The 26,485-nt window shown below is 66.4% G+C and carries 23 protein-coding genes and 1 other RNA gene; 15 read left to right on the forward strand and 9 right to left on the reverse strand.

Going from position 1 to position 26,485, the window contains the following annotated elements; translation table 11 throughout:
* Positions 1-27: 27 nt before the first annotated feature.
* Together JQ566_RS23175 and JQ566_RS23180 are read right to left on the reverse strand one after the other, a co-directional pair.
* Positions 28-1,347, reverse strand: coding sequence for a FecR domain-containing protein (locus JQ566_RS23175; RefSeq protein ID WP_212376401.1), 1,320 nt, complete (start codon positions 1,345-1,347; stop codon positions 28-30).
* Positions 1,348-1,646: 299 nt separating this feature from the next.
* Positions 1,647-2,420: a DUF2147 domain-containing protein gene (locus JQ566_RS23180; RefSeq protein ID WP_212376032.1), complete on the reverse strand. Its 774-nt coding sequence runs from the start codon at positions 2,418-2,420 to the stop codon at positions 1,647-1,649.
* Positions 2,421-2,616: 196 nt separating this feature from the next.
* Between JQ566_RS23180 and JQ566_RS23185 the strand changes: the two genes are divergently transcribed.
* Positions 2,617-3,423, forward strand: a complete 807-nt coding sequence (locus JQ566_RS23185) for a DUF2147 domain-containing protein (protein ID WP_212376036.1) — start codon at positions 2,617-2,619, stop codon at positions 3,421-3,423.
* A 199-nt stretch (positions 3,424-3,622) separates the two neighbouring features.
* Here the strand turns inward: JQ566_RS23185 and JQ566_RS23190 are convergent, their stop codons facing one another.
* A complete protein-coding gene (locus JQ566_RS23190) occupies positions 3,623-3,802 on the reverse strand; it encodes a hypothetical protein (protein ID WP_212376041.1) in 180 nt (59 codons plus the stop codon).
* Positions 3,803-3,897: 95 nt separating this feature from the next.
* On the opposite strand from JQ566_RS23190, the gene JQ566_RS23195 reads away from it, so the two are divergent.
* Positions 3,898-5,097 carry an extensin-like domain-containing protein gene (locus JQ566_RS23195; RefSeq protein WP_212376045.1) on the forward strand — a complete coding sequence of 400 codons (1,200 nt, stop codon included), beginning with the start codon at positions 3,898-3,900 and terminating at the stop codon, positions 5,095-5,097.
* Here JQ566_RS23195 and JQ566_RS23200 read toward each other — a convergent pair.
* The gene (locus JQ566_RS23200) at positions 5,094-5,432 is read right to left on the reverse strand and encodes a DUF6665 family protein (RefSeq protein ID WP_212376048.1); all 339 of its coding nucleotides are present in this window, start codon (positions 5,430-5,432) and stop codon (positions 5,094-5,096) included. The two genes, JQ566_RS23195 and JQ566_RS23200, sit on opposite strands and share 4 nt — an antisense overlap.
* A 43-nt stretch (positions 5,433-5,475) precedes the next feature.
* Positions 5,476-6,111 carry a TetR/AcrR family transcriptional regulator gene (locus JQ566_RS23205; RefSeq protein WP_212376053.1) on the reverse strand — a complete coding sequence of 212 codons (636 nt, stop codon included), beginning with the start codon at positions 6,109-6,111 and terminating at the stop codon, positions 5,476-5,478.
* A 195-nt stretch (positions 6,112-6,306) separates the two neighbouring features.
* Here JQ566_RS23205 and JQ566_RS23210 point away from each other — a divergent pair, with 195 nt between their 5' ends.
* The 4 genes from JQ566_RS23210 to JQ566_RS23225 all read left to right on the forward strand — a co-directional run bounded on the left by JQ566_RS23210 (position 6,307) and on the right by JQ566_RS23225 (position 13,080).
* Positions 6,307-7,611 (forward strand): HlyD family secretion protein, encoded by a 1,305-nt coding sequence (locus JQ566_RS23210; RefSeq protein ID WP_212376058.1) that lies wholly within the window; start codon positions 6,307-6,309, stop codon positions 7,609-7,611.
* Positions 7,612-7,720: 109 nt separating this feature from the next.
* Positions 7,721-9,307, forward strand: coding sequence for a DHA2 family efflux MFS transporter permease subunit (locus JQ566_RS23215; RefSeq protein ID WP_212376061.1), 1,587 nt, complete (start codon positions 7,721-7,723; stop codon positions 9,305-9,307).
* Positions 9,308-9,817: 510 nt separating this feature from the next.
* Complete coding sequence (locus JQ566_RS23220; RefSeq protein ID WP_212376064.1) at positions 9,818-11,617, forward strand: ABC transporter ATP-binding protein; 1,800 nt, start codon at positions 9,818-9,820, stop codon at positions 11,615-11,617.
* A gap of 56 nt (positions 11,618-11,673) precedes the next feature.
* Positions 11,674-13,080 carry an MATE family efflux transporter gene (locus JQ566_RS23225; protein WP_212376067.1) on the forward strand — a complete coding sequence of 469 codons (1,407 nt, stop codon included), beginning with the start codon at positions 11,674-11,676 and terminating at the stop codon, positions 13,078-13,080.
* 47 nt (positions 13,081-13,127) lie between these two features.
* Here JQ566_RS23225 and JQ566_RS23230 read toward each other — a convergent pair whose 3' ends face one another.
* On the reverse strand, positions 13,128-13,871 hold the full coding sequence (locus JQ566_RS23230) for a sulfite exporter TauE/SafE family protein (protein ID WP_212376071.1): 744 nt from the start codon (positions 13,869-13,871) through the stop codon (positions 13,128-13,130).
* A 211-nt stretch (positions 13,872-14,082) separates the two neighbouring features.
* Here JQ566_RS23230 and JQ566_RS23235 point away from each other — a divergent pair, with 211 nt between their 5' ends.
* Positions 14,083-14,343 carry a hypothetical protein gene (locus JQ566_RS23235; protein WP_212376074.1) on the forward strand — a complete coding sequence of 87 codons (261 nt, stop codon included), beginning with the start codon at positions 14,083-14,085 and terminating at the stop codon, positions 14,341-14,343.
* A gap of 83 nt (positions 14,344-14,426) precedes the next feature.
* Here the strand turns inward: JQ566_RS23235 and JQ566_RS23240 are convergent, their stop codons facing one another.
* A complete protein-coding gene (locus JQ566_RS23240) occupies positions 14,427-15,797 on the reverse strand; it encodes an aminotransferase-like domain-containing protein (RefSeq protein WP_212376077.1) in 1,371 nt (456 codons plus the stop codon).
* A 79-nt stretch (positions 15,798-15,876) separates the two neighbouring features.
* Between JQ566_RS23240 and JQ566_RS23245 the strand changes: the two genes are divergently transcribed.
* Entirely contained in the window at positions 15,877-16,302 is a 426-nt protein-coding gene (locus tag JQ566_RS23245; protein ID WP_212376080.1) for a DUF983 domain-containing protein, read from the forward strand.
* 227 nt (positions 16,303-16,529) lie between these two features.
* On the opposite strand, the gene rnpB is transcribed toward JQ566_RS23245, so the two are convergent.
* An RNA gene (gene rnpB, locus JQ566_RS23250) (RNase P RNA component class A) lies at positions 16,530-16,959 on the reverse strand.
* A gap of 149 nt (positions 16,960-17,108) precedes the next feature.
* On the opposite strand from rnpB, the gene JQ566_RS23255 reads away from it, so the two are divergent.
* Positions 17,109-17,462 carry a YciI family protein gene (locus JQ566_RS23255; RefSeq protein WP_028182069.1) on the forward strand — a complete coding sequence of 118 codons (354 nt, stop codon included), beginning with the start codon at positions 17,109-17,111 and terminating at the stop codon, positions 17,460-17,462.
* 77 nt (positions 17,463-17,539) lie between these two features.
* Positions 17,540-18,772, forward strand: a complete 1,233-nt coding sequence (locus JQ566_RS23260; protein ID WP_212376083.1) for an RNA polymerase sigma factor — start codon at positions 17,540-17,542, stop codon at positions 18,770-18,772.
* A gap of 168 nt (positions 18,773-18,940) precedes the next feature.
* Here JQ566_RS23260 and JQ566_RS23265 read toward each other — a convergent pair whose 3' ends face one another.
* On the reverse strand, positions 18,941-19,804 hold the full coding sequence (locus JQ566_RS23265; RefSeq protein ID WP_212376404.1) for an N-acetylmuramoyl-L-alanine amidase: 864 nt from the start codon (positions 19,802-19,804) through the stop codon (positions 18,941-18,943).
* A gap of 439 nt (positions 19,805-20,243) precedes the next feature.
* Here JQ566_RS23265 and rsmH point away from each other — a divergent pair, with 439 nt between their 5' ends.
* From rsmH to JQ566_RS23290, 5 genes are all read left to right on the forward strand, one after another.
* Positions 20,244-21,233 carry a 16S rRNA (cytosine(1402)-N(4))-methyltransferase RsmH gene (gene rsmH, locus JQ566_RS23270; protein ID WP_212376086.1) on the forward strand — a complete coding sequence of 330 codons (990 nt, stop codon included), beginning with the start codon at positions 20,244-20,246 and terminating at the stop codon, positions 21,231-21,233.
* A gap of 3 nt (positions 21,234-21,236) precedes the next feature.
* Positions 21,237-21,629 carry a cell division protein FtsL gene (ftsL, locus tag JQ566_RS23275; protein WP_212376090.1) on the forward strand — a complete coding sequence of 131 codons (393 nt, stop codon included), beginning with the start codon at positions 21,237-21,239 and terminating at the stop codon, positions 21,627-21,629.
* Positions 21,626-23,380: a peptidoglycan D,D-transpeptidase FtsI family protein gene (locus tag JQ566_RS23280; protein ID WP_212376092.1), complete on the forward strand. Its 1,755-nt coding sequence runs from the start codon at positions 21,626-21,628 to the stop codon at positions 23,378-23,380. The genes ftsL and JQ566_RS23280 overlap by 4 nt, the downstream gene beginning before the upstream one ends.
* Before the next feature lie 84 nt (positions 23,381-23,464).
* Complete coding sequence (locus tag JQ566_RS23285; protein WP_212376095.1) at positions 23,465-24,937, forward strand: UDP-N-acetylmuramoyl-L-alanyl-D-glutamate--2,6-diaminopimelate ligase; 1,473 nt, start codon at positions 23,465-23,467, stop codon at positions 24,935-24,937.
* Entirely contained in the window at positions 24,934-26,316 is a 1,383-nt protein-coding gene (locus JQ566_RS23290) for a UDP-N-acetylmuramoyl-tripeptide--D-alanyl-D-alanine ligase (RefSeq protein WP_212376098.1), read from the forward strand. Before JQ566_RS23285 ends, JQ566_RS23290 begins: the two co-directional genes overlap by 4 nt.
* Positions 26,317-26,485: the final 169 nt, after the last annotated feature.

Raw genomic sequence — 26,485 nt, forward strand, 5'->3', positions numbered from 1 at the left:
ACCGAGCGCACTCACGCACACCGGCCTTTACCGCCGCGCCTTCTGCTTCGGAGCGGCCGCCGGTCTGCGCGGCGCTGCGGGACGTTGTGCGGCGGGCAGGCGCTGCTGGAATCCGCCTTGGCGCTGGATGCCGCCTGGCTGTTGGACTGCGGGTGGCTGTGCTGGCTGGCCAGGCTGCAATCCCGTGCGCGGCGTGTGTGGTTGTGTCTGCGGTACGCCACCGGGCTGCTTGCCTTGCCCGATGCGGGGCGCACCTGGCGGCCGACCCGCGCCTTGTTGCTGGCCTTGGCGTCGCGGCACCTGTTGCTGTTCGCCCTGTCGCTGCTGGCCCTGACCCGCGCGCTGGCCACCCGGCTGCACCGCGCCGCCTTGCCGCTGCGGCGGCTGCTGCGCGCCTCGCCGGCCCGGCGGCGTTGTCGGCCGCAATTGTTGCTGCTGCGGCGGTTGCGCCGGCCGCGGAATGCGGCTGAGCGCGCCCGGATTGGCGCGACGGAAGTCGCGCTGCTCGATGACGATCTGCCGGCCCGCGGTCTGCGCCAGATGCACCTGGCTGACGAAGCCGCGGTCGCGCGCAATTTGCTGCGCGGGAATCGTGATCGGCACGGCAGCAAAACGCATGACGCCGGCCGTGGCTGCGCCCGGGCGGATCGCAAAGCCGCTCGCGGCTTGCGTCAGCGCGCCGAGCCGCGCGCCGCTAGAGCGGTCGTTGACCTCGATGTGGCCGACCCGACCGTCGGCGTCGGGATAGAGCTTGATGTTGACGTTGCTCGCCCTGTTCGCCGCCGCGCCCTCGGGCACGTCGATAACGCCGGTGGTGCCGCGGATGCCGAGCGTCGCGGTCGGCGTCGCGATCTTCATGTCGCCGGTCTTGGCGACGGCAGCCGCCACGAAGGCAACCGTACCCCTGCCGACGTCGAAGATCGCCGAATTCTGCTTGCCGCCGTCCTCATAGACGTAATTGTCGATGGTGATCCTGGCTCTGGCGGAGAGGTTGAACGTGGTGGCGTCGTTGAAGGTGATGCCGAGCGAGGAGTTCGACGAGGTCTGCACCACGTCGTTGAGATAGATGTCGTCGCGCACGCGCAGCGGATAGGAGTTCCTGTCGCGGATCACGGTTGCGATCCCCGTCACCGTCGCGACATTGCCGATCGGCTCGACCGCGGCGGGTTGTGTTTCTGCGGACGGTGCCGGCGAGGCCGACGGCGTCGGGGAGGGGGCGGGCGTGGGCTGCGCTTGCGGCTGCGCCTGCGCGACTTCGATCGCATCGGATGCGATCGCAACGCTCGCGCCGGCCAGCGGCAGGGCCAGCAGCACAAGCGCAAACGCGAAGCGGCGCCAAGCCACCAATGAAGTCACGAGGAGGTCCCGGTGAAAGAACGCGAGGGCGAGATCGGTCGATTTCAGCCGGACGCAGCTGAATGGTGGATGAACGTCTGTCACATGTGCTGCGGGATGCCAGCGAATGGGCTCGGATATCTCCACACCGTCATGGCCGGCTTGTCCCGGCCATCCACGTCTTGCCTTGCGGCACCAAGAACGTGGATGCCCGGGCCTTCGCCTCGCCGAAGCGGCTTCGGCCGCGCAGGCGGGACAAGCCCGGGCATGACGAAGATAGTACATGTGTTGGGGATGACGCGCTCCGCGCGTCAGCTCACGCGCTTCCAGGTCTGACCGCCGCAGAACATGCCGCCGAAGGCGCAGCCCTGCACGCGCATCGCATTCGGGCCCTTCATCGAGATCGTGGAATCGTAGTTGCGGCCGGAGTTGGGATCGCGAATGCGGCCGCTCCACTTCGAGCCCTCGGGCTTCATGTTGATCAGGATGCGCTCGTTGGTCTTCTCGGCGTAACCGCAGAGATTGGCGCCACACTGTTCGACGCGAACGTTGCCCTTGTTCGCTTCGGTCGCCCACACGCCGATCGGCGTGTTGGCAGCCGCCACGGGTGCGGCGGCGACCGGAGCCGGCGCGGGAGCCGCAGCGACGGGAGCAGGCGCGGCAACGGGCGCAGGCTGCGTATTGTCGACGCCGACGGACGGAGCGGCGGCAACAGTCGCGGCCGGGGCGGCGGGCGTGCCAACGGCTGGCGCGGCCGGCGCAACCGCCTGCACCGGCGCTTGCGGCACCGGCTGCTGCTGCACCGGAGCCGGCGCGGGCTGGGTGGTCGTGGCCGGAGCCGGCGTGGTGTCGACGTCATCGTCCTTGGAGCCGCCAAGGCCCTTGAGGTTGATGTCGTTCAGCTTGATCGGCTTGTCCGACAGGCCGGGCGCGACGATGGTCACGCAATTGAGCGAGGCGCAGTTGCGCGGCGTCTCGATGCGGATGTGCTGGCCCTCGATCTGGAACGAGATCGAATTGCCGGCATGTGCGGCGGCAGTCGAAGCGAGGAAGAGGGCGGTGGCGGCGATGGAGAGCTTGTTCATGACAACCTCCGAAAATTGCGTGGTCCGATTTGAACTGGTGTCGCTGGTGGATGAAGCGTGGTTCGACCCTACGCGGTGGTGGTCCGGCGTTCTGTGATGGACGTCTCACAACGACCGCGCGCGGCCTGGGTGAGGCAGCGCACATTCAGCCGCTCCTGCTCTGCGTAAAGTCGTCGCGACACTGAGGGAAACGCCGATGCCGCGGCCTGCAACTTTGCTTGGCACATTGATCGCACTGATGGCGATCGCGTCCACAGCGCAGGCCGGCTCCTACACCTTCTCGATCGGCGGCCACCGGTTCCATGTCGCGGCGCCGCGCAATTGCCGATCCGCTTCCTGTGTCACGGTGTCCTCCAATCGCAGCCTCCGGCCGACGGAAGCGACTGTGGTCGCGCCGCCACCGGCGCCTCCCGTCCTTGCCGCGACGACGTCGCAGCCCGTCGTGCCGCCGCCGGCGCCAAGATTGGAGACGTCAAGATTGGAGACGTCAGGATTGGAGACGCTGAGCCCCGGTCGGCCGCGGGTTGATCTGGAGCGTATCGATCAGCCGAAGACCGCCGCGCTCGATCCGCCGCGCATCGAGCCGCCGGTCGTCGCCCCGAGAGCCGAGATCAATCAGACCGCAACGGTTGCACAGACCAGCGACGACGAGAGTTATACGCCGCTCGGCGAGTGGGAGAGCGCCGGCGCCAGGGGTACGGTCCGCATCGAGCGCTGCGGACCTGCACTGTGCGGCTACGCGCTCACTGAAGCGTCGGGCAGGGGCGAGAGCGTGCTCGTCAACATGAAGCCGAAAAAGCACGATGCCTGGACCGGCAGCATCTACAGCCGCTCCAGCGGCAACACCTATTACGCGACGATGACGTTGAAGAGCTCCGGCAAGCTGCACGTGCAAGCCTGTGCGCTCGGCCGCTTCTGGTGCTCCGGCAACGACTGGACGCGTGTCGAGGCACCGCGCGAGAAGGTGATCACCTCATCGCGGCAGTGGGGCGCAAGGTCGTAGCGGCGGGCGTTCTGCCACCCTCCCCTGGAGGGGGAGGGTCGATCGCGCGCAGCGCGAGCGGGGTGGGGTGATCTCTCCACGCGAGCAGTGTTCGAGGTGGAGAGACCGTCACCCCACCCCGTCTCACATTCCGCTGCGCTTCATATGAGCCGACCTCCCCCTCCAGGGGAGGGTAAGCGGCCGTGGTCGACCGACGTCCCTAGATCATGCCGAGCACGATGGCGCCGACGAAGGCCATGGCGAGGTAGGCGGTGATAACGCTCAGTCTCCCGGCGAACGTCATGAGGTCGCTCCCTCCGTGCGCGCTGCTTGGCGCGCAGCCCTTATGGTTAACAGAAAGTCTCTTTTCGAAAAAGTCAGGCTCGCTGTCGCTCGTCATCGGCAGCAACCGGTGCCGCCGCGCCCGGTATGGTTAAAGAACACTGAAATCAACACGTTGAAGAGTCTTTAAGTAAATTCACCGAACGTGCGTGCATGACGCGCGGAGTTCGTTTGTATCTCGTCGGCTCCATCGTCCTTGTTTCGCTAGCGGGTTGCGGTCGCGGCTTCTTTCAGGCCGAACGTGAGCCATGGCGGGCCGAGGCGGAAGCGGCGTGCCTGAAATCGGGCGCGGTGAAGGAAAGTGCGGACATCGTCCGCATCGACCCGATTTCCGGGCCTGGCAGCTGCGGCGCCGAGTTTCCGCTCAAGGTCGCCGCCATCGGCGAAGCCTCCAGCAGCTACGGTTTCGCCGACGAGGCGCTGCGTCCGCCCGCCAGCATCGGTAACCAGCCGCGCTGGCCGGTGCAGCCGCAGCCGAATTACCCGCAGAGCCAGAATTATCCGGCATCGTCCTATCCGCAACGCTCGAACTATCCCGACAGCACGGTGCGTCAGCCCGCCGGCTACGGCGCCTCAACCGGCCCGATGTCACTGAATGCGCCCGGCGTCGCGCCGCAGGAGGACGAGATCGACCTACCGCCCGAGGGCACCGATGCCGCGGGCGCGGCGCGCTACATGAATGCACCGAGCTATCCGGCACGGCCAGCGCCTTACTCGCAGGCGCCTGCGCAGCCGCCGCCGCGTCTTGGCCCGGCACAGGGCAATCCCGTCACGGCCGTCGGTCCCGTCGCGATCAAGCCGACCGCGACGCTCGCCTGTCCGATCGTGTCGGAGCTCGACCGCTGGCTCGCCGACACGGTGCAGCCTTCGGCGATGCGCTGGTTCGGCGTCCGCGTCGCCGAGATCAAGCAGATCTCCGCCTATTCCTGCCGCGGCATGAACGGCAATCCGCACGCCCACATCTCCGAGCACGCCTTCGGCAATGCGCTCGACATTTCCGCCTTCGTGCTCGCCGACGGCCGCCGCGTCACGATCAAGGACGGCTGGCGCGGCGTGCCGGAAGAGCAGGGATTCCTGCGCGATGTGCAGTCGGGTGCGTGCGCGCATTTCACCACCGTGCTCGCGCCGGGCTCGAACGTCTACCACTACGATCACATCCACGTCGATCTGATGCGTCGCGCCAGCCGCCGCCTGATCTGCCAGCCCGCCGCCGCCTCCGGCGAAGAAATTGCCGCCCGCGCGCAATCGCGCAGACCCTATGCGAGTGCGCGCGAACCGTCGGTGACCGGTTCGCTCGGTGCGCGCAAGAGCACGATGCACAAGCGCGAGGAAGACGAATACGCCGACGATTAGGCGCGCTTCGCCGGCTTCGACGGTGCCAGCCCCATGCAGCACTGCACCTCACCCGGGACGTTGTAGGTGCGCATGATGTGGCGGCTGTCGCGCAGGCCGGACGCCTCACGTTGCACCACGAACATCCATAGCGCTTGGCCGGCTTCCAGCACCAGCTTGCGCCTGGCCGGTTGCATTGAGGCCGGCAACTCGGTCGCTGCGTGGGCAGCGTCGAATTCGCGCAGGCGCGAGAGGCACTGTTCGAGTGCGCGACCCATCCGTCCAAGCGCCGAGGCCTGTTCCTGGACGATCTCGTAGTGGAGGATGTCGACCGGCGGGCGAAGATCACGAGACATGGCCGCAATATAGTGCTGCCCGCCCCGCAGGCGCAACGCGCTGCTACTTCGCCTTATACGCCGCCAGGAACATTCGCGTTGCGCTGTCGACCACCGCGGTCATGCGCTGTTCCGACGGCGCGGGTGCGGCCTGGAACACGAAGGGCAGGAAGAGCGAGGCTTTGCTGAGCTCCATGAATTGCGAGGCGGCAAGATCGCAATCGTCGATCGCGAGATCGCCCGAGGCGACACGAGCCTTGAGATAGTCGGAGAGGCGGTTGATGCTCTTGTCCAGCACGCGCGCATAGTAACGGCGGCCGACATCCGGCATGCGTTCGGCGATCGCCATCACGGTGCGGATCGCCGATCCGCCACCGGGGCGGCAGAGCAGATGGATGTAGGCGAGGCCGAACTCCTTCAGCGTGGTCTCGGCATCGCGGTCGGGATCGAAATTGAACACGACCTGGCCGTGCTGGAGCGCCTCCTGTTCGAGGATGGCTTCGAACAGCGCGAATTTGTCGGCGAAGTAGACGTAGAGCGTGCCCTTGGAGACCTGCGCGGCGCGCGCGATCTCGCCCATGCTGGCGCCGTCGAAACCAAGATCCATGAACACCTTGCGGGCACCGTCGAGGATCTGGCGGCGCTTGGAGCTGTCCTCCTCCTGGACGACGTGCAGATGTTCGTTGGCAGCTACAACCATTGGTTTAGTGTCTCGGAAGGTTTTTGGACCGGATCAGGGCCATGAAACCCGAATAAAGGATTCGAGGCAGTACAGTCTTGGCCGAAGACATTATTGTATATTGACCGAACCGTTCGGTCAATGATATCTGGGATCGGCGAGAGGAAACCGGCCGCGCAGCGGCCGCACTCGATCGCGCTTATTGGGAGGCCGTTTATGGCCGTATCGAGAGACCAGGCGGCTCGCGTCCTTCGCCAGGAAGCGGTGGAGGACCAGGCGGGCGATGCTGCTGCGTCCGAGACATCGGCACCCCCTGCCGAGCAGTTGCGCGCTCATGTCGCCGAGGAAACGAAGCGTCCGACCCGCGAGGCGCCAGAGCAGCCCGTGATCGACAAGCCGGCTGCACCCGCGCCCGCCGCCGCTGCGCCCAAGTCCGGCAAGCGCAAATTCGTCCTGATGGGCGTCGGCCTCGTTCTCGCACTCGCTGCTGCGGGCTATGCCGGCTACTACACGCTGGTCGGCCGCTTCTACATCTCGACCGACGATGCCTATGTCCGCGCCAACAACACCATGCTCGGCGCGCGCGTTGCCGGCCACATCTCCTCGATCCTTGCCGGCGACAACACGCCGGTGCGTGCCGGCGACATCGTCCTCCGCATCGACGACGGCGACTACAGAATCGCGGTCGAAGCCGCCGCGACCAAGATCGCGACCCAGCAGGCCACCATCGATCGCATCGGCCGCCAGGTCGCCGCGCTCGACAGCCAGGTCGCGCAGGCCAAGGCGCAGCACGTCTCCGCGGAAGCGGGCCTCAAGCGCGCCGACCTCGACTATGAGCGCCAGCAGGCGCTGAGCAGCAAGGGCTTTGCCTCGCGCGCCACCTTCGAGAGCTCGGAAGCCGGACGCGATCAAGGCGCTGCCGCGGTCAAGGCCGCGCAGGCCGCCTATGACGTCGCCGTCAGCAATGTCGATGTCGCCAGGGCGCAGCAGGCCGAAGCGCAGGCTCAGCTCGCCGAGCTCAAGACCACGCTCGCCAAGGCCGAGCGCGACCTCGGCTTCACCGCGGTCCGTGCGCCGGTCAACGGCACGTTCTCCAATCGCCTGGTCAACACCGGCGACTTCGTCGCGGTCGGCCAGCGCCTCGGCAACATCGTGCCGCTGGACGACGTCTATATCGATGCCAACTTCAAGGAGACGCAGCTCAAGCGCATCCGCCCCGGCCAGCCGGTGACGATCAAGGTCGACGCCTACGGCATGCGCAAGTTCTCCGGCGTGGTCGACAGCATCGCGGCGGGCGCGGGCTCGGTGTTCACGCTGCTGCCGCCGGACAACGCCACCGGCAATTTCACCAAGATCGTGCAGCGCGTGCCGGTCCGCATCCGCGTGCCCAAATCGGTGGCGAAGCAGAACCTGCTCCGCGCCGGCATGTCGGTCTACGCGACCGTCGACACCAACAAGGGCGCCGCCGACGCCGACAGCGAGGTCGATCTCGACGATCCCACCGCGATTCATCCGCAGTAGGATTGATCACTCATGAGTCGCGACACCCCAGCTCCGACTGCAGCTGCGCTCCCTCTCCCGCAAGCGGGAGAGGTAAGAAGAGCCCGCCGCTCCAGCCCGAGCTGACACCATGGCCAACGCCACCACCGCTTCACCTGCCATGATGGCGGCCCCCGCTTCGGAGCGCATCGCGCCGAAGCGGCTGTTTGCGTTCATCATCATGGTGTTCGGGATGTTCATGTCGATCCTGGACATCCAGATCGTCTCGGCCTCCTTGAGCGAAATCCAGGCCGGGCTGTCGGCGAGCTCCAGCGAGGTCTCCTGGGTTCAGACCGCCTATCTGATCGCCGAGGTGATCGCGATCCCGCTGTCGGGATTCCTGTCGCGCGCCTTCGGCACGCGGCTGTTGTTCGCGATCTCCGCGGCGGGCTTCACCTTCGCGAGCCTGCTCTGCGGCTTCGCCACGACGATCGAGGAGATGATCCTCTGGCGCGCGCTGCAGGGCTTTCTCGGCGCCGGCATGATTCCGACCGTGTTCGCCTCGGCCTATACCGTCTTCCCGCGCACGAAATTCCACATCGTCGGTCCCATCATCGGGCTTGTTGCGACCTTGGCTCCCACGATCGGGCCGACGGTCGGCGGCTACATCACCGACCTGATGTCGTGGAACTGGCTGTTTTTCATCAACGTCGTGCCCGGCATCGGCATCACCGTGGGCGTGCTGGCGCTGGTCGATTTCGACGAGCCGCATTTCGAACTGCTCGACCGCTTCGACTGGTGGGGCCTGTTGTTCATGGCCAGCTTTCTCGGCACGCTGGAATACGTGCTGGAAGAGGGCCCGCAATATCAATGGATGCAGGACACCTCGGTGGCGATCTGCGCCTGGATCTGCGCGATCTCGGCGATCGCCTTCTTCTGGCGCGTGTTCACGGCGGTCGAGCCGATCGTCAATTTGCGCACCTTCTCCGATCGTAATTTCGCCGTCGGTTGCACGCTGCAATTCTGCATCGGCATCGGCCTCTACGGCCTGACCTACATCTATCCGCGCTATCTCGCCGAAGTGCGTGGCTACAGTGCGCTGATGATCGGCGAGACCATGTTCGTCTCCGGCATCACCATGTTCCTGGTCGCACCGCTGGTCGGCCGGCTCATGGCCAAGCTCGACATGCGCTACATGATCGCGTTCGGCCTCATCGTGTTCGCGATCGGCTCCTACCAGATGACCTGGATCACCCGCGATTACGATTTCTACGAGCTGCTGGTGCCGCAGATCCTGCGCGGGATCGGCATGATGTTCGCGATGGTGCCGACCAACAACATCGCGCTCGGCACGCTGGCGCCAGACCGGGTGAAGAATGCGAGCGGCCTGTTCAACCTGATGCGCAATCTCGGCGGCGCGGTCGGCCTTGCCGTCATCAATACCGTGCTCAACGACCGCACCGACCTGCACATCACCCGCCTGCAGGAGCGCGTGACCTGGGGCAACGCGACCGCGACCGAAACCCTGACCATGTTCATGCAGAAGTTCCAGGGGCTCGGCGATTCCGCGCTGATGGCGATGAAGCAGCTCAGCCAGATCGTGCACCGCCAGGCCGTGGTGATGAGTTTTGGCGACACGTTCCTCATGCTGACGGTGTTCTATCTCGGTCTCAGCCTGCTAGTCGCGCTGCTGAACAAGCCGGCTTCGCCGTTCGGCGCCAGCGGCGACGCGCACTGAACCAGCCATGTACTCGGTGTCATCGCCCGGCTTGACCGGGCGATCCAGTACGCCGAGACAGCGCGGCTAGAACCGAGAAGCCGCGGCGTACTGGATGCCCCGCCTTCGCGGGGCATGACAGCGGAGATTGAGGCGGCGATGGCGGGCCAAGGCCCGCGCACCGAATTGCAACACTCGTGCGTGATCTCGCGCGAGCCCCGTTGCAATTCACGAGCGACACATCTATAAAGCGCACCTCATTCAATCGAACCGGGGAGATTTGCATGATTTCGTCGCATTCGCAGATCGTACGCCCGCGCTCGATGATCTCCTGGTTCGGTATGTACGCGGCCTGTTAGAGGCCACTTCCGCCAGCTTCGATTGGGCCAAGGTTTCGACCAGGCGTCCCGATCGCTTCGCTTCCCAAGTCAAAATCAGTCTCAAAATCAGTCTTACGTGACGCCGGCGCGGCCTTCGGCCGACTTGCGTCCACCGATGGAGCCGGCCCGCGCGAAGCGGCCGGATGATGCCATGACCGCACTGTCAAAAAAGCCCGCCGCGATTCGCGTGGTGCTGCCCTTCGTGTTCCGGCACTGGCTGAAGCAGCCGGCGCGTACGCTGGTCGTCGCCGGCGGCCTCTTGGGCGCGACCGTCGCCGACCTGTTCATGCCGGTTTTCTCCGGACAATTGATTGATGCGTTGACGCGCGGCTCATCCGACCCCGATGCGCGCCACGCGGCGCTGGTCGCGCTCGGCGCCATCGTGGCGCTCGGTGCAGCCTCGGTGGTGCTCAGGCTAGTCGGCCTCCAGGCGATCGTGCCGTTCACGCTGAGGACCATGACGGAGGTGGCGCAGGACGCGTTCATGCGCGTGCAGCGTTTCTCGACCGACTGGCACGCCAACTCCTTCGCCGGCTCCACCGTGCGCAAGATCACGCGCGGCATGTGGGCGCTCGACCTGCTCAACGACACCATCCTGATGGCATTGGCGCCGTCCTTGCTGGTCCTGATGGGTTCTGTGGTCCTCATCGGCCTGCACTGGGCGTCGCTCGGCGCGGTGATCGCGGTGGGAGCGCTCTTTTACGTCGCCATCACCGTGCTGTTCTCGACCCGCTACATCGCGCCGGCGGCGCGCGTCTCCAATGCCTGGGACACCAAGGTCGGCGGCACGCTGGCGGACGCGCTGACATGCAATGCGGTGGTGAAATCCTTCGGCGCGGAGGCGCGGGAGGATGCGCGGCTCGCCCGCGTCGTCAACCGCTGGCGCGTGCGCGTGCGGCGGACCTGGTTCCGCTACAACTACACGGCCATGGCGCAGCTCGCGCTGCTGCTGGCCTTGCGCGCCTCGGTGATAGGCGGTTCGGTGCTGCTGTGGATCTCGGGCCATGCCTCGCCCGGCGACGTCACCTATGTGCTGACGAGTTATTACGTCATCCACGCCTATTTGCGCGACGTGGGTATGCACATCAACAACCTGCAGCGCGCCGTGAACGACATGGACGAACTGGTGGCGATCCATGACGAGCCGATCGGCATTGCCGATGCGGCCGGCGCGCGGCCGATTGCGATCGAGGGCGGCGAGATCGTGTTCGACGACGTCACGTTCCATTATGGCGGCCATCGCGCGCCGCTGTATGACGGCTTGTCGGTCAAGATCCGTGCCGGCGAGCGGGTCGGCCTCGTCGGCCGCTCCGGCTCCGGCAAGACCACTTTCGTCAAGCTGGTGCAGCGGCTCTACGACGTCACCGGCGGCCGCGTGCTGATCGACGGGCAGGACATCGCGCTCGCTACGCAGCAATCGCTGCGCAGTCAGATCGCGATCGTGCAGCAGGAGCCGATCCTGTTTCACCGCACTCTCGCCGAGAACATCGCCTATGGCCGGCCCGGCGCCAGCCTCGAGGCGATCGAGCAGGCGGCGCGTCTCGCCAATGCGCACGACTTCATCCTGCGCCTGCCTAAGGGCTACGGCACGCTGGTGGGTGAGCGCGGCGTCAAGCTGTCGGGCGGCGAGCGGCAGCGCGTGGCGCTGGCGCGCGCGTTCCTGGCGGACGCGCCGGTGCTGATCCTGGACGAGGCGACCTCGAGCCTCGATTCGGAATCGGAGGCGCTGATCCAAGAGGCGATGGAGCGGCTGATGAAAGGTCGCACGTCGATCGTGATCGCGCACCGGCTGTCGACCGTGAAGAGCCTCGACCGAATCCTGGTGTTCGACCGCGGCGAGATCGTCGAGCAGGGCACCCACGCCGTGCTCGCGCGCAAGCCGGACGGCATCTATCGCGGCCTGTTCGAGCGCCAGGTGGTGGAGCTCGGGCAGATCGCGGCAGCGGAATGAGGCGCGCGGCAGCGGGGCGAACGTCCCGCTGTCACGTGGCCAGAGGATGGAATGAGATGAAAGACCTGACACACGGCTCCATCGTGAGACACATCCTGGCCATGGCTCCTCCAATCATGGTCGGCATGGTCACGATCATGATTTGCCAGCTGGTCGACCTGTACTTCGTGTCGGGCCTGGGCGATGCGGCCGTGGCGGGCGTCGCCGCGGCCGGCAATGCCGGCTTCCTCATCAACGGGCTGATGCAGGTGCTCGGCGTCGGCACGGTGACGCTGATCGCGCATGCCGTCGGACGCAAGGATCGGCCGGATGCCAACCTGATCTTCAACCAGGCGATCGCATTGTCGGTGCTGTTCGGCCTGTTGACCCTGGTCGCGGGAGCGGCGCTGTCGCGCCTCTATATGCGTTCGATTGCTGCGGATCAGGCCACGATCGAGGCGGGAACCACTTACCTGTTGTGGTTCATGCCGGCGCTCGCGCTGGAATTCGTCATGCAGGTGATCGCATCCGCGCTGCGCGCGACCGGCATCGTGCGCCCTGCCATGCTGGTGCGGGTCCTCGCGGTCGTGATCAATATCGCGCTGGCGCCGGTGCTGATCTCGGGCTGGGGCACGGGCTACGCGCTCGGCGTTGCCGGCGCGGGGCTGGCGAGCTCGATTGCGGTCGCCGCCGGCGTGCTGATGCTGCTGGCCTATTTCCGCAAGGTCGAGCGCTATGTCGCCTTCAACGCGGCGCAGTGGCGTCCGCAGCCGCGCCATCTGAAGCGCATCCTCGACGTCGGCCTGCCGGCCAGCGGCGAGTTCGCGATGATGTTCATCTTCATGGCGGTGGTCTATTACGTGCTGCGCGATTTCGGCGCGGCGGCGCAGGCCGGCTTCGGCATCGGGCAGCGCGTGCTCGGCCTGATCAACATGCCTGCGCTTGCGGTCGGGCTGGCGGCCGGGCCGATCGCCGGCCAGAACGTCGGCGCTGCCAACGCTGGGCGCGTGCGGGAAACTTTCGTCAAGGCCGCTTTGATCGTCACGATCGTGATGGCCGGCTTCATGATCCTTGCGCAGGTGAAGCCCGAGCTGCTGCTTGCCGGATTCTCGAACGACCGGGAGACGATGGCGATCGCCTTCCTGTTCTTGCGGATCATCTCGCTCAACATGGTGGCGCAGGGGCTGATCTTCACGTGCTCGAGCATGTTCCAGGCCCTCGGCAACACCAAGCCGGTGCTGCTGAGCTCGGCGACGCGCGTGTTCACCTACTCCCTGCCGGCGATCTGGCTGTCGACGCGGCCGGGCTTTCGCATGGAGTACGTCTGGTACCTCTCGGTCGCGACGACCACGTTGCAGGCGGGCTTGAGCCTGTGGCTGCTGCGCCGCGAGTTCAGGAAGCGCTTCGCGCCGTTGCCGCAGGACGAGGCCGCGGAGCCAGTGGAAGCTGAGCCGGTCGCGCCTCCCGCCCGTGCGCCCGCGTAGCGACAGTGACGTCCCCACGGCTCCCGCCAGTTTGCGGCGCCGTGGGGCTAATGCGCGCCAATGCTGTTCCAGACGAGGGTGAGGCCCGACAGGAACAAGAAGCCGAGCACGATATCGCCAAAGTGCTTGTCGTTCAGCGCGTGATAGACGCGCGCGCCGGCCCATGCGCCGATCAGCGTGCCCGGAAACGCGACCATTGCGAGCCAGACCACTTTCAGTTCGACCAGGCCCGACGCCGTCTGCAACACCAGCGCGGTGGCGAGCACCGTGAAGTTAAAGAGCTGGAAGATGCCGCGCCGCTCATGCTTATTCCAGCCGCGGATGTTGGCCCACAGGATCGGCAGCGGCCCCGAGAGTCCGGCGAGGCCGCCAAGAATGCCGCCGGCAAAGCCGATGGCGCCGTCGGCGATCCGGCCGCCGAATTTGAAGGCGAGCGGCCGCTTGTTCAGATAGAGCGCCGTGGAAAAAATCAGGATCAGCACGCCGACGCTCAGCTTGAACACCTTTGGATCCGCCGAGGCGACCATCATGGTTCCGAGCGGCACGCCGATCAGTCCGCCGATCAGGAACGGCCAGACCAGCGAGAGATCGAAACTCTTCCACATCGAGGGCAGCGTCGAGGTCTGCGCGATCACCGAGCAGATCAGCACCAGGGGGACCGCGAGCGAGGGCGGCAGAACGTAGAGCCAGATCCCGAGCGCCATCAGCGCCGTGCCGAACCCGGCCAGTCCCGAGACGAAGCCGCCGGCCAGCGCGCCGAACAGCAGCAGCGCGTAAGTGGACGCTTCCACCTGTCATTTCCTGTCGTTAGCGGCGAACGGTCGATCGCCATCCGGCGCATAGCACAGATGCGGCCGGGAAGGTCAATTTCAAAACCGCACGCAAGCGTGATCCCCAGGGGGCGGGCGTCCGCCGAACAGGCGCCTACATGAGGCGTGTAAAGCAATTTGGGGGACACGTTGCAAGCGAGCCCCGTCCCTGATGAGATGATGGAGCATGATCATGATCCGCACGAAGATCGTCGTCGCGGTCGCGCTGCTATCGGCGGCGGCCTTGATGCCGACAATGGCGCAGGCGCAGTTTTCCGAGCCTGCGGCCTATCAGGCCGCGCATCCGGACCGGGATGTGCTGAACGGCGGCCAGCTCACGCCCGCAGGGCGCGCAGCCCGTGGCGAGGCAGTAGCGCCGAGCGAGGCCTATGCGGCCTATCCTGCAACCGTTGCACCGGTCGTCCGGCCACGCCACCGTCGTCATCATCAATGAGAGACTTATTGTTTGAGCATGATCTTGTCGGAAAACCGCTACGCACTTTGCGCTAACGCGGCCCTTCGGGTCCGGATCATGCTCTAGACGATCTGCCTGGTGTCGGCGGGCTTGTGCAGCGCGCCGACCAGGATGCGCAGCGCCTCGGTCAGTTCCGGCCTGTTCCGTGCCGCCCCGAGCGAGACGCGCGCCGCGTGCGGCGGTGTCCCGTCGACTGCAAAGGCATCGCCGGCCACGATCGCGAGTCCATTCCGCAGCAGATGCGCCGCGACGTCGGGGCGTCCCTCCGGCAGCCGCAGCCATAGATGATGCGCCGCGGGCCTCGCCATGAATTGAAAGCCTTTCAATGCGCGCTGCGCGAGCTGCTGGCGCCCGACCGCTTCGTTGCGGATGGCGGTGATGATGCGATCGGCAATGCCGGTCTCGATCCAGTGCGTCACCAGCGCGACCATCAGTGGTGCCGGCATTTGTACGGTGGCTTGCAAGGAGGTGCGCATGTCCCGCTGCGCGCTGCTGTCGGGCGTCACCAAGTAGGCGACGCGCAGCGCCGGTGCGATGCATTTTGACAGTGTGGTCGCAAGATAAGTCCGCTCCGGAATGAGGTTCGCGATCGGCGAAGCCGCGCGGTCGAGCAGGCCGTAGGCGTCGTCCTCGATCAGGATCGTGTCGGCATCGCCAATGATCTTTGCGATCGCGCTGCGCCGCTCGGCGGAAAGCGTCGCGGTGGTCGGATTGTGCAGCGTAGGAATGAGATAGACGGCCTTGGGCCGGTGCGTGCGGCAGGCCTTTGCCAGCGCATCGGGCAGGATGCCGCTGGCATCCATGGCGACGCCGACGAGCTTGACGCCGAGCCGTGCCGCGGCGGCCTTGATGCCGGGGAAGGTGAGGGCTTCCGTCAACACGATGTCGCCGGGCCGCGCAAGGTGTGCGAGCAGGTTGAACAGGATCGTCTGCGTGCCGGGAAAGATCACGAGCCTGTCGACGTGCGTGTGCGGAACGCGTGCGCGCATCCAGCGCGCCGCGACCTCGCGCTCATGCGCGCTGCCGCCGGGCGGCTGATAGTTCAGGAACGCCGTCAGGCCCGATTGCGCGCGCAGGGCTTCCATTCCGGCGACGATGCGCTCGTCGAGCTGCGCTTCCAGCGGATGCGGCGGCACGTTCATCGAGAGGTCGATCGCGACCGGATGCGGCAGGTCGACGGCGCGGCGCGCGCTGGTCTCCGACACGAACGAGCCCTGTCCGACCCGGGCTTCCAAGATGCCGCGGCGCCTCGCTTCGGTGTAGGCGCGCGTCACCGTGGTGAGGTCGATGCCGAGCGCTTTTGCAAGCGCCCGCTGCGTCGGCAATTGCTGACCGCGCACCAGCCTCCCTGCGGCAATGTCGGCCTCCATGGCCTCGACGATGCGCTGGTAGCGGGGGCCCGAGAGCTCCGAGATTGTAGGAGTCCAATCCATGCAATTTAGGTCCATATCCTTTGAATGTATGGATGCAAGATATTATTGTATGGATCGTCGAAAAGGAAGAGGTGTGGTCATGGCGACGGTCTCTCTGGCAAAGGCGATGTGGCGCGGTTTCAGCGGCAAGTGTCCGAATTGCGGGGAAGGGCACATGTTCGGCCGTCTCCTGAAAGTGGCTGACGCGTGCGACCATTGCGGCGAGGAGCTGTTCCACCAGCGCGCAGACGACTTTCCCGCCTATCTCGTGATGGTCGTGGTCGGCCATCTCGTGGTGCCGGCGATCCTCGCGGTCGAGACCGCCTATGCGCCGCCGGAGTGGCTGCAACTCGCGATGTGGCTGCCGGTGACGCTGTTCGCCTCCCTCGCGCTGCTGCAACCGACCAAGGGCGCCATCGTCGGGCTGCAATGGCAGCTCGGCATGCACGGCTTCGAGGTGAGCAAGCTGCGGCGCGAGGCCGGCGCGCTTGCACCGGTGCCGGTGAAGAGCACGCGCGCCGCCTGAATCGAGGGCGCTGATGGCGGTGTTGCGAGAGATCGTGGCGTAACTCTTGCCGTCATTCCGGGCTCTCGCAGCGAGAGCCCGGAATCCATTCATCCACCAACACTGCGGGCCGATGGATTCCGGGCTCGTGCTGCGCACGCCCCGGAATGACACACCATTTGAATGGCGACGCGCTCGGCCTAAATGGTGAGGGGCTCAGCGCATCCACGCCGAGCCCCTCGTTGCAAGACATCAGCCGGCCTGTAAGCCGGGTTCTGTAGGGCACCGTCCGCTTGCGCGAACGATACGTGACGGCCATTCCTCTGGGACCGTGTTTGCACATGGTCTCGAGCAACCTACCCGGACGGCGGGCCTGACATCGCCCCGCGGCGTTATCGCTTTCACGAACAGCCCGCTACGCCGTCCCTATTCGGTTTTGCTCCCGGTGGGGTTTGCCATGCCGGCTCCGTTGCCGGAACCGCGGTGCGCTCTTACCGCACCTTTTCACCCTTACCTCGCCGAAGCCCCGAAGGGCGAAGGCGGGCGGTTCGTTCTCTGTGGCACTTTCCCTGGGGTCACCCCCGCCGGACGTTATCCGGCACCGCATGTCAAGGGAGCCCGGACTTTCCTCCCCGGCGGCCTTTCGGCACCTGCCGGAGCGGCCGTCCGGCCGACTGACGGCTTACGCATGGGCATTTGTGACGGTTTCGTCAAGCCGATATCGCGACGCACGCTCCGCCCGAAATAATTTATCCTGAAGATGTCGTTTGGTGCGTGTCCCGTTCGACTGGATGTCGGCGAGCGAGCCGAACAACAGGAGTGAAGCAATGCAATATCTGCTGATGATCTACCAGAACGAGGTCGAGTACGCGAAGAACGACGCGGCGACCAGCCAGAAGATGCTGGCCGAATACCAGGCCTTCACGCAATCCATCATCCAGAGCGGCAACTTCAAGGCCGGCGACCGCCTGCAGCCGACCACCACCGCAACGACCGTGCGTGTGCGCGAGGGCAAGACGCTGACGACCGATGGTCCGTTCGCGGAAACACGCGAGCAGCTCGGCGGTTACTACCTGGTCGAGGCGAAGGATCTCAACGAGGCCATCGGGATCGCGGCGCGGATTCCCAGCGCACGGATCGGCTCGATCGAGGTGCGTCCGATCTGGGTGTATGAGAAGTGACGGCTCTCACCTTCGCCATTCCGGGATGCGCCGCAAGGCGCAGGCCCGGAATGACGAGAGGGGAGTGATCGCGTGGCATGACCTCTGGCGAGATCGACAAAATCTTCCGTGACGAGGCGGGGCGGGCGCTGGCCACGCTGATCCGTCTCGTCGGCGATTTCGATCTCGCCGAGGACGCGCTCCAGGATGCTTTTGCCGTCGCGCTGGAGCGCTGGCCGGCATGTGAGGTCCCCGACAGTCCACGCGCCTGGCTGGTCAATGTCGCCAAGCACAAGGCGATCGACCGCATCCGCCGCCAGGCTGTCTTCCGCGGCAAGCAGCAGGTGCTGGTGCATGAGCTCGAACTGAACGCGCTGGGCCCCGACGAGCCGCCGGCAACGCTCGACGACGACATGCTGCGGCTGATCTTCACCTGCTGCCATCCCGCGTTCGCGCCCGAGGTGCAGGTCGCGCTGACGCTGCGCACCGTCTGTGGACTGTCGACGGCGCAGGTCGCACGCGCCTTCCTCGTCGGCGAGGAGGCGATGGCGCAGCGGCTCGTCCGCGCCAAGCAGAAGATCCGGCTTGCCGGCATCCCCTATGAGGTGCCCGAGCGCGAGGCGCTGGCGCCGCGGCTCGATGGCGTGCTCGCCGTGATCTATCTCGTCTTCACCGAGGGCTACGTCGCGACCGATGGTACGGACCTGATGCGGCCTGATCTTGCAGCCGAGGCCATCCGGCTTGGCCGGCTGCTGGACCGGCTGATGCCCGATCGTGCCGGCATCAAGGGCCTGCTGGCGTTGATGCTGCTGCACGACGCGCGCCGCGCCGGGCGCGAGACACCGGCCGGCGACATCGTGCTGCTCGAAGAGCAGGACCGCTCGCTGTGGGATCGCGCGCAGATCGACGAGGGCCTGCGTCTGGTGGAGGACGCGCTGCGCGTGCCGGGCCGGCCGCAGCCCTATGCGGTGCAGGCCGCGATCGCGGCGCTGCATGCGCGCGCGCCGAGCTTCGAGGAGACCGATTGGCCGCAGATTGCGGGGCTCTACCAGGTGCTGTTGCGTATCAGCCCTTCGCCGGTGATCGAGCTCAATCACGCCGCGGCGGTATCGATGGTCGATGGGCCGGCACGAGCGCTCGATCTCGTCGATGCGATCACCGCGCGCGGCGGGCTTCGCGGCTATGAGCTGTTGCCCGCCGTGCGCGCGGATTTGTTGCGGCGGCTCGGCAGGACGGAGGAGGCGCGCGAGGCCTATCGTGCGGCGACGGAAGCGACGCAGCTCGAGCCGTTGCGGCGGCTCTATGCGCGACGAGTGAGGGAGATGGGGTAGGGCTCTCGTGCCCCGGACGCAGCGCAGCGCGTCCGGCGATGCGAAGCATCGTCCGGTGCGGTGCGCTGCAGAGCCGGGGCCCATCCCGCAGCGGGTCGTATCGCCGAATGGGTCCCGGCTCGCGCTTCGCGCGTCCGGGACACGAGACTGAACTGCGCGGCTACGCCCTCATTTCGACGCCACCGTCGTCCCTTCCGCCGGCAAGCTCGCCAGCAGCGCCTGCAATGTCGACAGCGTCGAATGATCCGCGACACCATCGAGCCGTGCCGGACGGAAATGGCGCTGGAAGGCGGTGACGACCTCCATCGTCGCAGCGTCGTATTTGCCGTTCAGGGGCACGCCATAGCCGTACCTTGCGAGCGCCTGCTGCATGCTCAGCACCGCGTCGCTGATGGTGCCGAGCATCAGGGTCTCGCCTCGAACGATCGGCGCGGGCGTCACCCAGTGACCGACGCCGGAATTGGCCAGCGAATGCCATGGAAATTTTTCGCCGGGATCCTTCTTGCGCGCGGGCGCGACGTCGGAATGGCCGAGCACCCGGTGCGCAGGTACCTTGCGGCGGAGCACGATGCCGCGGCACAGCGCGATCACGGCGGCGATCTGGCGCAGCGGAAACTCGGGATAGCCCCAGTCATGGCCGCGATTGATGATCTCGATGCCGATCGAGCAGGAGTTGATGTCGTCCTCGCCGGCCCAGGAGGAGACGCCCGCATGCCAGGCACGCTTGGCCTCGGGCACGCATTGCACGATGCGGCCGTCCTCCAGCACGACATAATGCGCCGAGACTTCGGTGCCGGCCGTGCAGAGGCGCGCCAGCGCGCCCTCGACATCGGGCATGCCGGTGTAGTGCAGCACGATCATGTCCGGCTGCCGTCCCTTGCTGCGCTCGCCATGATTGGGCGAGGGGATGATGTCCGAGACGATCGAGGAATCGGGCTCGAACGTCCGCAGGCTCGCCACGGTCTTGGGAACCGGGAGAACACGGTGACGCTTCGAATCAGATCCAGACGGCGTGGACGAACCGGAGGGCATGAGCAGCTCGAACGGACGGAGATGGGGCAAGCCCTTCTCTTTACTATTCCTTTACCCTCCACCGCGCGCAATCGCGCGGCGCGGTTAATGGATGCATTTTGGTGATGTGTGTGGATGAAGCATCACCCCCTCGTCACCTTTTCCACTTGTCATGAGCCGAGCAACGCTTTCTTAACGCTAAGGGCCGTTACTGAGGGATGAAGAGCCGACCCGCGTCCGGAGGCGGCCAAAGCGTATTTTGGCTCGAAATCCCATGGCTGCCCGACAAATTCCACTGGGAACACTGGGTTTGTGGCCCGGGACGACCAGGCTCGGTAACCATGCAGGACAGAGGCTTTGTCGTGGAACCGCCGCGACGCGCAATGATTCGAGGCGTTATGGGCTTGTTCGACCGCGATCTCGCTTGGACGTCAGGCTGGGCGGTCGGCAGGCGTCGCGCATGAGCTCGGCTCCGCATATCCCCGTTCTTGGCCGTGAGGCCATCGCGCATCTGGCCCCGCGGGAGGGCGGCGTCTACGTCGACGCCACTTTTGGTGCCGGCGGCTATAGCCGCGCGATCCTGGAGGTGCCGGGAACCCGACTCATCGCCATCGATCGCGACCGCACCGCGATTGCCGGCGGTGCCGAGCTGGTCGAACGCTCCGCGGGCCGGCTGACGCTGATCGAGGACCGCTTCTCCAACCTTGCCGAGGTCTGCGCGGCGCAGGGCGTCGATGGCGTTGACGGCGTCGTGATGGATGTCGGCGTGTCCTCGATGCAGCTCGACCAGGCCGGCCGCGGCTTCTCCTTCCGTCTCGACGGTCCGCTCGACATGCGGATGGGGCAGACAGGCCCGACTGCCGCGGACGTCGTCGCGCGCGCCTCCGAAGGCGATCTCGCCGACATCATCTATCTCTTCGGCGAGGAGCGGCATTCGCGCCGCATCGCCCGCGCCATCGTGGCGGACCGGCAGGAAACCCCGTTCACGACCACGCGCGCGCTCGCCGATCTCGTCGGCAGGGTCGTTCGATCGAAGCCCGGCGACATTCACCCGGCGACGCGGACGTTCCAGGCGCTGCGCATCTTCGTCAACGAAGAGCTCGAGGAACTCCAGACGGCGCTCGTTGCGGCCGAGCGCGTGCTCAAGCCCGGCGGCCGCCTCGTCGTCGTCTCGTTCCATTCGCTGGAAGACCGCATCGTCAAGAATTTCCTCTCCGAGCGGTCCAAGACCGGCGGCGGTTCGCGGCATCTGCCGGAAGTCGCGCAAAGTCCGCCGAGCTTCCAGCTGCTGACGCGGCGGCCGGTCGTCGCCGGCGAAGACGAAGTTGCGCATAATCCGCGCGCGCGCTCGGCAAAGCTGCGCGCCGCCGAGCGCACCTCGGCGCCGGCACATGAGACCGACGAGGCATCATCCTGGCCGAAACTCTCCGACGTGATGAGGGGCGGCTAGCGCATGCGCATCATCCACCTCCTCGTCATCGGTGCGCTGATCTTCGCGGCGGCCCATGTCTACCGGATCAAGATGGACTCCACGGCGCGCACCGAGAAGGTGCTGCGGCTGCATGCGGAGATCCGCGAGCAGCGCGATGCGATCGCCTCGCTGCGCGCCGAATGGGCCAAGCTCGATGCGCCCTTGCGCCTGCAAGGGCTGTCCGACCGGCATCTGTCGCTGAAGCCGGTCAACGGCACGCAATATGATTCGCTGAAGAACCTGCCGGAGCGTCCGCCGCGGATGTTCAAGCCGGGCGAGCCCGATCCGATCGGGGCCATGCTCAAGACCATCGAAGCCGCGAGCGACCCCGACACGGTGACGGGCTCCGTATCTCAGCCCGAGGACAAGCAATGAGCCCGGCGACGCCTGCAAGACCAACCGAAAAGTCGACCGAGCCTTGGCGGCAGCGGCTGATCCGAAGCCTGCTGTACGGGCGCAACGTCGATCGCGCCGCGAAGGCGCGCGCGCGCGTCGGCCTCGCGATGCTCGCCTTCGCTTCGGTCTACGCCCTGATCGGCGGGCGGCTCGTGATGTTTGCGATCGGTGCCGACGCCCACAGCGCGCGCCGCGCCGCGGCGCAGGAGGTGGTTGCGACCGCGCGGCCCGACATCGTCGACCGCAACGGCGCGATCCTTGCGACCGACGTCAAGGCGGCGAGCCTGTTCGGCGAGCCGCGCCGCATCATCGACAAGGACGAGGCGATCGAGCTGCTGACCGCGACCATTCCCGACCTCGACGAGGCTGAGGTGCGCGAGCGCCTGAAGTCGCGCAAGGGCTTCGCCTGGCTCAAGCGCGAGGTCACGCCGGCGCAGCAGCAGGCCATTCACAAGCTCGGCATTCCCGGCATCGGCTTCCTGCGCGAGAACAAGCGCGTCTATCCGACCGGCAACGAGGTCGCCCATCTCATCGGGCTCGTCAACATCGACAACCAGGGCATCGCCGGCCTCGAGAAGTGGCTCGACAACCAGGGGCTCGCCGATCTCCATCGCGCCGGCTTTGCCACCGACCGGCTGCAAAAGCCGATCGAGCTCTCGGTCGATCTGCGCGTCGAGCATGCGCTGCGCGACGAGCTCTTGAAGGCCAAGGACAAGTTCCACGCCAAGGCCGCCTCCGGCATCGTCTCCAACGTCAAGACCGGCGAGATCGTGGCGATGGTCTCGCTTCCGGACTTCGATCCCAACAATCCGAAGGAAGCGCACGACCCCGACCGCATCAACCGCCTGACCACCGGCGTCTACGAGATGGGCTCGACCTTCAAGGCGTTCACGCTGGCGATGGCGCTCGATTCCGGCAAGATCAATCTGAACTCGTCGTGGGATGCGCGCGGAAACCTGCATTATGGCAAGTTCACCATCCATGACAGCCACCCGCTCGGGCGCTTCATCAACACCAAGGAAGTGTTCACCTTCTCCTCCAACATCGGCGCGGCGCGGATCGCGCTCAGCCAGGGCGTCGACGCGCACAAGGCGTTCCTCGCCAAGATGGGCCAGCTGACGCGGCTGCGCACCGAATTGCCGGAGAGCGCGGCGCCGCTGATCCCGCGCCGCTGGGGCGAATTGAACACGGTCACCATCGCGTTCGGCCAGGGCATGTCGGTGGCACCGCTGCAGGCGGTGATGGGCATCAACGCGCTGGTGAACGGCGGCTATCTGATTCCGCCGACCTTCATGAAGCGCAGCGAATCCGAAGCGGCCGCGATGGCCAAGCGTGTCGTCAAGACCGAGACCAGCGACAAGATGCGGTTCCTGATGCGGCTCAACGCCGAGATCGGCACCGCGAAGACGGCCGACGTCAAGGGCTACTACGTCGGCGGCAAGACCGGAACGTCCGAGAAGGTCATCAACGGCCGCTATGCCAAGAAGCGCGTGCTCAACTCCTTCACCGCCATCATGCCCTGCGACGATCCGAAATATCAGATCCTGATCATGCTGGATGAGCCTCAGGCGATACCCGAGACGAAGGGTTTCATCACCTCGGGCTGGAACGCGGTGCCGACCGGCGGCAAGGTGATCGAGCGGATCGCGCCGCTTCTGGGCGTCGAGCCACGGTTCGACCTGCCGCCGTCCGAGCGCCTTATTCTTGCAGCATCCAGGACAACCCAGTAATCAACCGGGTGGGCCATCGCCGGTGCTGAGTCGGGATTTCCTTGGGGATTCGGCTTTCCGGCAGGGCATGTCGACTGGAAGACCATGAAGCTGCGCGACCTCTTGGGTCAGGATGTTCTGGGCAATGATGCCGCGATCGAGCCCGCCGTTGCGGCGCTCGACGTCAGCGGCGTTGCGCTCGACAGCCGCGTGGTCAAGCCGGGCGATCTCTTCTTTGCGCTGTCAGGCAGCAAGACCGACGGCGCCCGCTTCATCGATGCTGCGGTTGGCGCGGGCGCGGTGGCGGTCGTCGGCGACCATGCGCCGGCGATCTGCAACGTGCCGTTCATCGCGGTTGCCAATCCGCGCCGCGCGCTGGCGCTGGCCGCGGCAAGATTCTTCCCGGCGCAGCCCGCGACGATCGCCGCGGTCACCGGGACCAGCGGCAAGACCTCGGTCGCCGCCTTCACGCGCCAGATCTGGGAGCGGCTGGGGCATGCGTCCGCCAGCATCGGCACCATCGGTCTCGTTTCGCAAAGGCGCACCGTCTATGGCTCGCTGACGACGCCGGATCCGATCGCGCTGCACCGGCAGCTCGATGAGATCGCGCGCGAAGGCGTCACGCATCTCGCCTTCGAGGCCTCCTCGCACGGGCTCGACCAGTATCGCCTCGACGGCGTGCGCATCTCGGCTGGCGGCTTCACCAATCTCTCGCGCGACCATATGGATTACCATCCGACCGTTGCACATTATCTCGCGGCCAAGCTCCGCCTGTTCCGCGAGCTGGTGCCGCCGGGCGGCGCCGCAGTGATCTCGGCCGATCATGACTGCTCGGCGGAAGCAATCGATGCGGCGAAGTCGCGCGGCCTGCGCGTCATGGCGGTGGGCCGCAACGGCGATGGAGCAGGCGAGGGCATCCGCCTCACGGAGGCCGTGGTCGAAGGCTTCTCGCAAAAGCTCGCGGTCGAACATCGCGGCAAGGGTTACGCGATCCGGCTGCCGCTGGTCGGCGAATTCCAGATCGAGAACGCGCTGGTATCGGCCGGCCTTGCCATCGGCACCGGCAGCGACGCTGCAAACGTGTTCGCAAGCCTCGAACATCTCGAAGGCGCCAAGGGCCGGCTCGAGCGCGTCGGCGAGCGCAACGGCGCGCCGATCTTCGTCGACTACGCGCACAAGCCCGATGCGCTGGCGAAAGCGCTACAGGCGCTGCGGCCTTATGCCAAGCGCAGGCTGGTCGTCGTGTTCGGCGCCGGCGGCGACCGCGATGCCGGCAAGCGTCCGATCATGGGCGAGATCGCGGCCGAGAATGCCGACGGCGTCATCGTCACCGACGACAATCCGCGCAGCGAGAAGCCGGAAGCGATCCGCGCCGCGATCCTCGCCACCGCGAAGGGCGCCCGCGAGATCGGCGACCGCGCCGCTGCGATCCGCGCGGCGATCGAGGAGCTGGAAGACGGCGATGCGCTGCTCATCGCCGGCAAGGGGCATGAGACCGGACAGATCGTCGGCGGCGAGGTGCTGCCTTTCAGTGATCACGAGGCGGTTGCCGCCGCACTAGCGTCGAGGGTTGCATGAGCGCGCCACTATGGACGGTTGCCGAGGTCGCGCGTGCGCTTGGCGTTGCCGGATCGTTCCCGGATACGCCAATCGATTTCGTCACCCAGGACAGCCGCCTGGTGAAGCCGGGCAGCCTGTTCGTCGCGCTCAGCGGCACGCCGAGCGGCGGCTTCGTCTCGGCCTTCGCCAGCGCGCGCGACGGCTGGGAGTTCGCCGACAAGGCGGCGGCTTCGGGCGCGGTCGCGATGATCGTGCCGCATGAGATCGCGGGCATCCGCATTCCCCAGATCGTCGTCAAGGACACGCTGATCGACGGCCTCTGGGGACTCGCGCGCGCCGCACGCACGCGCTTCAATGGGCCGGTGATCGGCCTCACCGGCAGCGCCGGCAAGACCAGCACCAAGGAATTCCTCGCCGCCTATCCGAACGCCTATGCGAGCCCCTCGAGCTTCAACAATTTCTGGGGCGTGCCGCTGACGCTGTGCAACGCGAAGCCGAACGCGAGCCTCTGGGTCGTCGAGATGGGCATGAACCAGCAAGGCGAGATCGCGCGGCTCAGCGAACTCACGCGGCCGACCGTCGCGCTCGTCGTCAACGTCCAGCCGGTGCATCTGGAAAAGCTCGGCTCGCTCGACGCCATCAGGCGCGAGAAGGTGTCGATCGCGCTCGGCCTGCCCGAGGACGGGGTGCTGGTGCTGCCCGCCGGGATCAAGGCGCCGGAATGGAAAGGCAAGGTCGTGCGCTTCGGCGGCGAGCATGCCGAGGTGCACGAGGTCGCGCACGCGCCCCACGGCGAGAGCTGGCAGATCGTGGCCGCGATCGGCAAGAAGGAGATCGCCTTCAGCCTCACCCCTGGCGCGCCGCACCGGGTGCACAATGCGCTGGCCGCGCTCGCCTCCGTTCATGCTGCGCATCTCGACGTCGCGACCCTCGCGATCAAGCTCGACCGGGTCGGCATCATGACCGGACGCGGCGTCGAGCAGGCGATCGGCGGCGTCACCGTGATCGACGACAGCTTCAACGGCAATCCGGCCAGCGTTGCTGCTGCGCTGCAAAGCCTGCAGGCGCGCCACGTGACCGGCGGCCGGCGTATCGCGGTGCTCGGCGACATGCTCGAGCTGGGCGATGATGCGCCAGACTATCACACCGGCCTCGCCAGGCATCTCGACGGCATCGACGGGGTCTACTGCGTCGGCCCCCTGATGCGCCACCTCTTCGACGTGCTGCCATCGGGCAAGGGCCTCGGCTGGCACGATGATCCCGCCACGCTGAAGCCGAGCGAGGTCGCGAGCCTGCTGAAGGCAGGCGACGTCGTGGTTGTCAAGGGCAGCAAGAAGATGTTCTGGGTCAACAAGTTTGTGCCGGGCCTGGTGGCCGCCTTGCAGGCAAAGGCGTAAACTGCTTGGAAGGCGCTGTTCCCGAATCCCATCCTTTGCGGCGGAAGCCGTCCGTTTCCCCCGAGGTCGCGCCCGACCCGATGATGAAGACCAGCGAATGCGCGTGAGGCACATTGAGGCCAAAACAAAGGCCAGGAACAAGGCCAAAGCTGCGTGTGCAAAGGCAGCG

It is taken from the genome of Bradyrhizobium sp. SZCCT0231 (assembly GCF_018130245.1).
Lineage (GTDB): Bacteria > Pseudomonadota > Alphaproteobacteria > Rhizobiales > Xanthobacteraceae > Bradyrhizobium > Bradyrhizobium japonicum_F.